Genomic DNA, 6,517 nt, shown 5'->3' with positions numbered 1-6,517 from the left:
CCGGGGGGGGGGGCGGGGCGGGGGGGGGGGCGCGGGGGGGGGGGGGCCCCGCCCGCGGGGGGGGGGGGGCGGGGGGGGGGGGGGCCCCCCCCCGGGGGGGGGGGGGGCCCCCGGGGGGGGGGGGGGCCCGCCCCCCCCCCCCCCGCCACCGGCTTTTCGGAGCTGTCGTGCGAATCAGCCCGCCATGTTCTCCGCGAGGCTCTCCGCCATCTCCTCCGTCATGTCGTCCGCCATGTCCTCCGTGATGTTGGACTCCGTGCCGGGGATGCCGAGGTCCTGGGCCCGCTTGTCCGCCATGGCCAGCAGGCGGCGGATGCGGCCCGCGACGGCGTCCTTGGTCAGCGGCGGGTCGGCGAGCGCGCCCAGCTCCTCCAGGGAGGCCTGCTTGTGCTCCATGCGCAGGCGGCCCGCCGCGGCGAGGTGCTCGGGCACGTCGTCGGCGAGGATCTCCAGGGCGCGCTGCACCCGGGCGCCGGCCGCGACCGCGGCGCGGGCCGAGCGGCGCAGGTTCGCGTCGTCGAAGTTCGCGAGCCGGTTCGCCGTGGCGCGGACCTCGCGGCGCATCCGCCGCTCCTCCCAGGCGAGCACCGACTCGTGCGCTCCCATGCGGGTGAGCAGGGCGCCGATCGCGTCGCCGTCGCGCACCACCACGCGGTCCACGCCGCGCACCTCACGGGCCTTGCCCGCGATCTGCAGCCTGCGAGCGGCGCCGACCAGGGCGAGCGCCGCCTCCGGGCCCGGGCACGTCACCTCGAGCGAGCTGGAGCGCCCCGGCTCGGTCAGCGAGCCGTGCGCCAGGAACGCGCCGCGCCAGGCCGCCTCCGCATCACAGGTGGCCCCCGAGACCACCTGCGGCGGCAGGCCCCGGATCGGACGGCCGCGGCCGTCCACCAGGCCCGTCTGGCGGGCCAGCTGGTCGCCGCCCGCCACCACTCGTACAACGAACCGCGAGCCGCGGCGCAACCCGCCGGGCGCCATCACGATCAGCTCCGAGCTGTGCCCGAAGATCTCGAGAATGTCCCGCTTGAGCCGCCGTGCGGCCATCGCGGTGTCCAGCTCCGCCTCGATCACGATGCGGCCGCTCACCAGGTGAAGGCCGCCCGCAAACCGCAGAATGGCCGAGACCTCGGCCTTCCTGCAGCAGGTCCGGGTGACGGGAAGCCGGGAGATCTCGTCCTTCACCGCTGCCGTCATCGCCATGGGCCGATCCTTCCATGCATCCGAAAAATACGGTCGTACGCGGCGGCCAACAGCTCCGGGTCGTGCCTCGGAGTTCCGTCGGGCCTGGCCACCGGCGCCAGCTCGACCGCGGCACCGAAACGCTCCTTGGCGGAGTCGATGAGCTCTTCGCGGTCGGGCACGGCGGCCTCGTCGGCCAGCACCACGTCCAGGGCGAGTTTAGGTGCGTGTCGTCCCAAAACTTCCAAATGACGCTGCGGGGAGAACCCCTCAGTTTCTCCGGGTTGCGGCGCGAGGTTCAGCGAGAGGACCTTGCGGGCCTTCGTCTCGACCAGCGCGTCGAGCAACTCCGGGACCAGCAGATGCGGAATCACGGAGGAGAACCAGGAGCCCGGGCCCAGCACCACCCAGTCCGCGTCGAGCACCGCGGCGACCGCCTCGGGGACGGCCGGCGGGTCGCGCGGCACCACGTGGACGGACTGGACCTCGCCGCGGGTCAGCGCGACCGTGGCCTGACCGCGCACGGTCTCGATGTCGTCCGGGCGTGTCGGATCGTGCCCCTTCACCAGTGCCTGGAGTTCCAGCGGGACGGCGGACATGGGCAGCACGCGGCCCTGCGCGCCGAGCAGCTTGCCGACCAGGTCCAGGGCCTGCACATGGTCGCCGAGCTGCTCCCACAGGGCGACGATCAGCAGATTGCCGACCGCGTGCTCGTGCAGCTCGCCCTTGGACTGGAAGCGGTGCTGGATGACGCGGGCCCAGGTCTGGCCCCAGTCGTCGTCCCCGCACAGGGCCGCGAGGGCCTTGCGCAGATCGCCGGGCGGCAGCACGCCCAGCTCGTCGCGCAGGCGGCCGCTGGAGCCCCCGTCGTCGGCGACCGTGACGACGGCGGTGAGGTTGTTCGTGATGCGGCGCAGCGCGGCCAGGGACGCCGACAGGCCCATGCCGCCGCCCAGGGCCACCACCTTCGGGGTGGTGCCCTTGCCCGGCCTCACCGGCGAGGTCCTGCGGCGGATCCTGCTGGTGAGCCGCAGAGTACGTCCCGTCATTCCCGTCCCATGTCACGGTGGACGACCACGGTCTCCACGCCCTGCGCGGCGAGGCGGGCGGCGAGCTTCTCCGAGGTCGCGACGGAGCGGTGCTTGCCGCCCGTACAGCCGACGGCGATCGTCACGTAGCGCTTGCCCTCACGGCGGTAGCCCGCGGCGATCAGCTGGAGCAGCTCGGTGTAGCGGTCGAGGAACTCCTTGGCGCTGGGCTGCGAGAAGACGTAGTTCGACACCTCTTCGTTGAGCCCGGTGAAGGGGCGCAGCTCGGGGACCCAGTGCGGGTTCGGCAGGAAGCGCATGTCGACCACGAGGTCGGCGTCGACCGGCAGGCCGTACTTGAAGCCGAACGACATGACGGTGGCCCGCAGCTCGGGCTCCTCCTCGCCGGCGAACTGGGCGTCCATCTTGGCGCGCAGTTCGTGGACGTTGAGGCTGGAGGTGTCGATGACCAGGTCCGCGTCGCCCCGCAGCTCGCGCAGCAGCTCGCGCTCGGCGTCGATGCCGTCGACGATGCGGCCGTCGCCCTGGAGGGGGTGCGGACGGCGCACGGACTCGAAGCGGCGCACCAGGGCCTCGTCGGAGGACTCCAGGAAGACGATGCGCCGCGTGACGTTCTTGGCCTCCAGGTCCGCGAGGGACTGCCGGAGGTTGTCGAAGAAGCGCCGTCCCCTTACGTCGACGACGACCGCGATCCGCGCCACGTTGCCCTGCGAGCGGGCGCCGAGCTCCACCATGGTGGGGATCAGCGCGGGCGGCAGGTTGTCGACGACGAACCAGCCGAGGTCCTCCAGGCACTTCGCCGCCGTGGAGCGGCCCGCGCCCGACATCCCGGAGATGATCACGAGCTCGGGGATGGCGGCGTCGGGGACGCCCGGCGCCTCGGCGGCCTTGCCGGCTCCCGCCGCGGTGTCCGGGTCCGCGCCTGGTTCCGTACCTGGTTCTGTCCCTGATCCGGTGCCCGTGCTCACGTGTGCTCCGTGCTGTGGTTGCGGCTGTTCCTGTGCTGCGGGGCCCTGTGGCGTGCCGCTGGTGTCGCTGCTCTCGTGGTCCTGCTCGCTCATGACTCCTGCCCCCGTCGTTCCTCCGGGGCACCCGCGCTGACGGGGTCCCCGCCGGTCGGCACGTCCGTCGTGCCGTCCTCGTCTTCAATGATCTCTCCGGTGGCCGTGTTCACCGCGGGCGCGGCGGGCGCGGCCTTGGCGAAGGCGACCACGATGGCCTCTGCCGTCTTGCGGCCTATGCCGGGGACCTCGCAGATCTGGTCGATGGTGGCGGCCCGCAGCCGCTTCACCGACCCGAAGTGCTTGAGCAGTGCCTGCTTGCGCGAGTCCCCGAGCCCCTGCACGTCGTCCAGCGGGCCCGCCCTGAAGCGCTTGGCCCGCTTGCTGCGCTGGTAGGTGATCGCGAAGCGGTGCGCCTCGTCACGGACGCGCTGGAGCAGATAGAGCCCCTCGCTGGTCCGGGGAAGGACCACCGGGTCCTCCTCGTCCGGCACCCAGACCTCTTCGAGGCGCTTGGCGAGGCCGCACACCGCGATGTCGCCGATGCCGAGCTCGTCCAGGGCCCGCTTGGCCGCCGCGACCTGCGGCTGGCCGCCGTCGACCACCACGAGCTGAGGCGGGTAGGCGAACTTCTTGGGCCGGCCGTCGTCCTCCGTGAGGCGCGACTCCTCGACCACCGTCTCCTCGGCGCCTTCGGCCTTGTCGGCCGAGTCCGGCTCCTCGTCCGACCACTCGCGCGACTTCTCCTGTGCGGAGAGGTAGCGCTTGAAGCGGCGGGTGATGACCTCGTGCATGGAACGGACGTCGTCCTGTCCCTCGAAGCCCTTGATCTCGAAGCGGCGGTACTCGCTCTTGCGGGCGAGACCGTCCTCGAAGACGACCATGGAGGCCACGACGTCGTCGCCCTGGAGGTGCGAGATGTCGTAGCACTCGATACGCAGCGGAGCGCTGTCCAGGTCGAGGGCGCCGGCGATCTCCTCCAGCGCGCGCGAGCGCGTGGTCAGGTCGGAGGCGCGCTTCGTCTTGTGCAGGACGAGCGATTGCTGCGCGTTCCTGTGGACCGTCTCCATGAGCGCCTTCTTGTCGCCCCGCTGCGGGATGCGCAACGACACGTTCGCCCCGCGGCGCTCCGTGAGCCAGGCCTGGACGGGCTCCAGGGGGTCGGGCAGCGCGGGGACGAGGACCTCCTTGGGGACGGCGTCCCCGGTCTCCTCCCCGTAGAGCTGCTGCAGCGCGTGCTCGACGAGGTCACCGCTGGTGACCGCCTCGACCTTGTCGGTGACCCAGCCGCGCTGGCCGCGCACGCGTCCGCCGCGCACATGGAAGATCTGGACGGCCGCCTCCAGCTCGTCCTCCGCCAGGGCGACGAGGTCGGCGTCGGTGGCGTCGGTGAGGACGACCGCGCTCTTCTCCATGGCCTTCTTGAGCGCCTCGATGTCGTCGCGCAGGCGGGCCGCCCGCTCGTACTCCATCTCGTCGGCGGCCGCGGCCATGTCCTTCTCCAGGCGCCGGATGTACGTCCCCGTACGCCCCGCCATGAAGTCGCAGAATTCCTCGGCCAGTTCACGGTGCTCGTCGGGCGTGACGCGGCCCACACAGGGCGCCGAGCACTTGCCGATGTAGCCGAGCAGGCAGGGGCGGCCGGTGCGCTCCGCGTTCTTGAACACGCCCTTGGAGCACGTGCGTACCGGGAAGACGCGCAGGAGCAGGTCCACGGTGTCGCGGATCGCCCACGCGTGCCCGTACGGACCGAAGTAGCGCACGCCCTTCTTCTTCTGGCCGCGCATCACCTGGACCCGCGGGAAGTCCTCGTTCATCGTCACCGCGAGGTACGGGTAGCTCTTGTCGTCGCGGTACTTGACGTTGAACCGGGGGTCGTACTCCTTGATCCAGGAGTACTCCAGCTGCAGCGCCTCGACCTCCGTGGACACCACCGTCCACTCCACGGACGCGGCCGTGGTGACCATCGTGCGCGTACGGGGGTGCAGGTTCGCCAGGTCCTGGAAGTAGTTCGCCAGGCGCTGGCGCAGGCTTTTCGCCTTCCCGACGTAGATCACCCGGCGGTGCTCGTCGCGGAACCTGTACACCCCTGGAGAGTCGGGGATCTGTCCCGGCTTGGGGCGGTAGCTGGAGGGGTCGGCCATGTCAGACACCCTACTGGCGGTGTGTGACAGTTCGGGGTGCCCGGCTGCGGTGGCGCCCGGTCCCGAAGTCTTGTCGGGGGCGGGGCGGCACGCTTCAATGCCGGGTGACTTGTTCCCAGTGACGGCCTGCGGGCGCGGCGCGCACAAGCAGGAGGCCCGGATGCGGCTCGGCGAACGGCAAGTGGACGCGGCACAGGCACCGGACCTGGCGGGAGCTCTGCGCTCCGGCCCGTTCCACAGCGCCCTGCGGGCCGCGATCGTTGCCCGGCAACTGCCGCTGCACCGCGTACGGCACCATCTGGCCCGCCGAGGCGTCACCATCGGCCTCACCAGCCTGAGTTACTGGCAGCAGGGCGCCCGGCGGCCACAGCGTCCGGAGTCGATGCGGGCCGTGCGCGCCCTGGAGGAGATCCTCGAACTGCCCGAGGAGTCGCTGATCCGGCTGCTCGGTCCGGCCCCCGACGCGGCCGCGCCACGGCGCCCCGCGGTCCGTTCGTACGGTTCCCTCACCGAGGCGTCCGGGACCGTCGAGCGGCTCCTCTCGGAGCTGGGGTCCCCGCCGGACGGCGGGGTGCACACGGTCGGGCACCACGAGCGGGTGCGGATCGGCGCGCACCGGCAGCTCCTCGGCAGGGACTCGCAGCAGATCGTGCGGGCGCACCGCGACGGCGTGGATCGCTATATGGCCGTCCACCATGGCGATCCGGGGTGTTCCCCGTCGGATGTGGCGGTGTACGCCATGGAGAACTGCCGTACGGGGCGGGTGCGTTGGGACGACGGGACGGGGGTCCTGGTCGCGGAGCTGCTCTTCGACGCGCGGCTGCGGGCCGGTGACACCCATATGTTCCAGTACGGCTTCGAGGACGGGACGGCCAGGCCCGCCACCGAGTACGTCCGGGGGTTCGGCTCCGCCGGAGGGCAGTACGCGCTCCAGGTCCGGTTCGCGGACGACGCGCTGCCCGTGCGCTGCCACCGCTTCGCCCAGCGGTCGGCCGCGGGCCCGCGCGACGGCCGCCACGAACTCGCGCTGAGCGGCTCCCACCGGTCGGTGCACATGGTGGAGCCGCAGGTGCGGGCGGGGGTCGTGGGCATCGGGTGGGACTGGGAGTGAGGGCCAGACGGCGATGGGGCCGAGAGTGGGTCG

5 protein-coding genes are annotated in these 6,517 nt (G+C 72.2%); 1 reads left to right on the top strand and 4 read right to left on the bottom strand.

Annotation, left to right across the window (positions count from 1 at the left end; genetic code table 11):
* Positions 1 to 174: 174 nt before the first annotated feature.
* From whiA to uvrC, 4 genes are read right to left on the bottom strand one after another with little or no spacing between them, the layout of a single operon-like run.
* Positions 175 to 1,200, bottom strand: coding sequence for a DNA-binding protein WhiA (gene whiA / locus ACYSUO_RS31265; protein ID WP_461779572.1), 1,026 nt, complete (start codon positions 1,198 to 1,200; stop codon positions 175 to 177).
* Positions 1,191 to 2,228 (bottom strand): gluconeogenesis factor YvcK family protein, encoded by a 1,038-nt coding sequence (locus ACYSUO_RS31260; protein ID WP_461779571.1) that lies wholly within the window; start codon positions 2,226 to 2,228, stop codon positions 1,191 to 1,193. The genes whiA and ACYSUO_RS31260 overlap by 10 nt, the downstream gene beginning before the upstream one ends.
* On the bottom strand, positions 2,225 to 3,289 hold the full coding sequence (rapZ, locus tag ACYSUO_RS31255; protein WP_461779570.1) for an RNase adapter RapZ: 1,065 nt from the start codon (positions 3,287 to 3,289) through the stop codon (positions 2,225 to 2,227). Before rapZ ends, ACYSUO_RS31260 begins: the two co-directional genes overlap by 4 nt.
* Complete coding sequence (gene uvrC, locus ACYSUO_RS31250) at positions 3,286 to 5,373, bottom strand: excinuclease ABC subunit UvrC (RefSeq protein ID WP_461779569.1); 2,088 nt, start codon at positions 5,371 to 5,373, stop codon at positions 3,286 to 3,288. The genes rapZ and uvrC overlap by 4 nt, the downstream gene beginning before the upstream one ends.
* A gap of 160 nt (positions 5,374 to 5,533) precedes the next feature.
* Here uvrC and ACYSUO_RS31245 point away from each other — a divergent pair, with 160 nt between their 5' ends.
* Positions 5,534 to 6,484, top strand: a complete 951-nt coding sequence (locus tag ACYSUO_RS31245) for a hypothetical protein (RefSeq protein WP_461779577.1) — start codon at positions 5,534 to 5,536, stop codon at positions 6,482 to 6,484.
* Positions 6,485 to 6,517 lie beyond the last annotated feature (33 nt).

This window comes from Streptomyces sp. UC4497 (genome assembly GCF_054871485.1).
This window is presented reverse-complemented; position numbering and strand designations above follow the sequence as displayed.

Coding starts and splice junctions, on each gene's coding strand:
- rapZ (WP_461779570.1), bottom strand. CDS start 3,289: ATGAGCGAGCAGGACCACGAGAGCAGCGACACCAGCGGCACGCCACAG.
- whiA (WP_461779572.1), bottom strand. CDS start 1,200: ATGGCGATGACGGCAGCGGTGAAGGACGAGATCTCCCGGCTTCCCGTC.
- ACYSUO_RS31245 (WP_461779577.1), top strand. CDS start 5,534: ATGCGGCTCGGCGAACGGCAAGTGGACGCGGCACAGGCACCGGACCTG.
- uvrC (WP_461779569.1), bottom strand. CDS start 5,373: ATGGCCGACCCCTCCAGCTACCGCCCCAAGCCGGGACAGATCCCCGAC.
- ACYSUO_RS31260 (WP_461779571.1), bottom strand. CDS start 2,228: ATGACGGGACGTACTCTGCGGCTCACCAGCAGGATCCGCCGCAGGACC.